Annotated in this window: 1 protein-coding gene; it reads left to right on the top strand. The window is 47.0% G+C overall.

The genetic code is table 11. The annotated features are described in order from the left end of the window. Positions 1 to 519, top strand: a 519-nt coding sequence (locus PsAD26_RS22960) for a phosphoadenosine phosphosulfate reductase family protein (protein ID WP_153041554.1), incomplete at both ends; no start/stop codon positions are given.

Below are 519 nucleotides of genomic sequence, written 5' to 3'. Positions count from 1 at the left end.
GGCAGGACGTCAGCATATTTGCTCTGGCTAATGGAGCAAAAGCGACGGGCAGGTAAAGACGTGCATTACGTTTTCATGGATACAGGTTGTGAACATCCAATGACATATCGGTTTGTCAGGGAAGTTGTGAAGTTCTGGGATATACCGCTCACCGTATTGCAGGTTGATATCAACCCGGAGCTTGGACAGCCAAATGGTTATACGGTATGGGAACCAAAGGATATTCAGACGCGAATGCCTGTTCTGAAGCCATTTATCGATATGGTAAAGAAATATGGCACTCCATACGTCGGCGGCGCGTTCTGCACTGACAGATTAAAACTCGTTCCCTTCACCAAATACTGTGATGACCATTTCGGGCGAGGGAATTACACCACGTGGATTGGCATCAGAGCTGATGAACCGAAGCGGCTAAAGCCAAAGCCTGGAATCAGATATCTTGCTGAACTGTCAGACTTTGAGAAGGAAGATATCCTCGCATGGTGGAAGCAACAACCATTCGATTTGCAAATACCGGAA

The organism is Pseudovibrio sp. Ad26, from assembly GCF_001623285.1.
GTDB lineage: Bacteria > Pseudomonadota > Alphaproteobacteria > Rhizobiales > Stappiaceae > Pseudovibrio > Pseudovibrio ascidiaceicola.
Note: the sequence above shows the minus strand (reverse complement) of the source record. Positions and strands in the feature narration are given on the sequence as shown.